This is a genomic window from Bradyrhizobium sp. NAS80.1 (assembly GCF_001908205.1).
Classification (GTDB): Bacteria; Pseudomonadota; Alphaproteobacteria; order Rhizobiales; family Xanthobacteraceae; genus Bradyrhizobium.
The window spans coordinates 1-2,032 of the sequence record NZ_LGHL01000308.1; the positions used below are offsets into that span (position 1 = coordinate 1).

Consider the following 2,032-nt stretch of genomic DNA (forward strand, 5'->3'; position numbering starts at 1 on the left):
TTCTAGCGCTTAAGCTGGCACGTGGCTTCAACTTAGACGACGAACTGAAGAATGTAATTCTAGCCGTGTCTCGATCATTCGCGTTTTTACACAGCCAGGGTCATTCTCGACCGAGTCAACCGGTCTTGCCTGCCATTGGATGTCCGCTTCGACCGAAAACGACCAAGCTCGCGCGGCGGCGCAATAGTACAGAACCTGAAACAGGCATCGCCTACTGGCAGGCTGCGCCGCGAGGCTCGCGCCGGGCCAAAATCAGGCGCCCGCAAGCCACTTTCTACCAAGACCTACTCTGAGACGGCGTTTCTGTTATGCTTGGGATCAAGCCAACGGGGAGGCAAGAAAGCTATGATGGGACGGTTGTTCTCACGACGGGCCAGCCTTGCGGCGGCGGTGAAGTGTTCGCTCCTGTTGGCTCTTGGAACTGCAGCCCATGCCGCCGAGCTCAAGGTCATGAGCACGGTGGCGCTCACCCCTACACTCAACGAGCTCACACCGAAGTACGAGAGCAGCGGCGGCAACAAGCTAATGATCGTCTACAGCACGATCGCGGAGCTGAAGAAGCGGATCGATGCGGGCGAAACCGCAGATGTGATGATCCTGTCGCGCCCTGTCCTCGACGGTCTGCAGACCCAAGGTAAGGTTGCCCAGGGCAGCATCGTCAATGTAGGGAGCTCTTATGTGGCCATCGGGGTACGTACCGGTGCACCCAAGCCCGATATCAGCACGGCGGAGAAACTGAAGACTGCGCTTCTCGCTGCCAAATCGATCTCCTACGCCGATCCAGCGAAGGGTGGCGCTAGTGGCGTTTATTTCGCCAAGGTGATCGATCGTCTCGGCATCGCCGATCAGATGAAATCCAAGACCGTCCTGGTGCCGGGTGCCGAAGCGGGCGAACTAGTCGCCAAGGGCGAAGTCGAATTGGGCGTCGCACAGGCCTCGGAAATTGCCGCGGTTGCGGGGGCTCAGGTGGTCGGACCTCTGCCCGGTGATTTGAACAGTGCGATCGTCTTTGCGGTCGGCATCGGATCTACGACCAAGGACCCAGCAGCGGCCAAATCGCTGATCGAACTCCTGACCGGTCCGACCGGCGCCGCGGTGCTCAAGTCCAAGGGCATGGATCCCGCCTAGGTCCGCTTTCGCTTCTCTACGGATCAACGAGAAGAGAACCGCATCACGTAACCCCTAAGGTAGTGGGCCCTCCGGGGCGAGGCCGCTAGGCGCGCTTGCTACGCTTCGCCGTCTCGCACTGTTTGTTGCAGCCGGCATCGAGCCGCTTGCAGTAATTCCTTTATGCGGCTCGCCATGGCGTCAACCGCGGAATCCAGCGCGGCACATTAGTCCGAAAGCTCTCGTACTCCGTGCCGAATGTTTGCTTGAGCGTCGGTTCTTCGTACATCACCACAAAGACATGAAAAAGCCAGAGTAGCGCGCCGTACCAGAGGAGACGCCAGTCACCAAACAAAAGGGCCTGACCAAAAATGACTGCGACGACCGCGATGTAGATCGGATTTCGCACGTAGCGATAAAGGCCAGTCACTACGAGCTTTTGTGTCGGCGCGATCGGGGCGGGCGTACCCAGCCCCTCCAGCGCAAAACGGGCAAATGAATCCACGAGTCCGGGCACTCCGACGATGATCAATATACCGCCGAGGATGCGGGTTAGATCGACGCCGAAAAAAGCAGACCGAAATTCCCACTGCGTGACCCACCTGGGGACGAAGCCTGCCAGCACTAACGGCGCAATGACGAAGAACAGGGCGGAGCCCAAGACGGCAATTGCTTTCGACATTGCGTGCTCCCACGACCCGACAAAATTAGCTTAGCAAATCACTTTCTGCTACGAGCATTGAACGCGGCTCCACATTGGTTGTCCCGACCGTCGAGTTCTCTTCACCTCGCTTCTGATCTTCAGGCTGAGTTCCGGTATGGGTCTTGGCTGTGTGAAAACGCCAAGGCGCTTGAGCGCGATAGAAGAAGTTATTCGTCCAAGGCGGTTCTAGCGCTTAAGCTAGCACGTGGCTTCAACTTAGAC

The 2,032-nt window shown here is 58.1% G+C and carries 2 protein-coding genes; one reads left to right on the forward strand and one right to left on the reverse strand.

Going from position 1 to position 2,032, the window contains the following annotated elements; translation table 11 throughout:
• Nucleotides 1–135: 135 nt before the first annotated feature.
• Nucleotides 136–1,128, forward strand: a complete 993-nt coding sequence (locus AC629_RS42210) for a molybdate ABC transporter substrate-binding protein (protein WP_143199885.1) — start codon at nt 136–138, stop codon at nt 1,126–1,128.
• Between the two features lie 160 nt (nt 1,129–1,288).
• Here AC629_RS42210 and AC629_RS42215 read toward each other — a convergent pair whose 3' ends face one another.
• Nucleotides 1,289–1,789 carry a methyltransferase family protein gene (locus AC629_RS42215; RefSeq protein ID WP_084810540.1) on the reverse strand — a complete coding sequence of 167 codons (501 nt, stop codon included), beginning with the start codon at nt 1,787–1,789 and terminating at the stop codon, nt 1,289–1,291.
• Nucleotides 1,790–2,032: the final 243 nt, after the last annotated feature.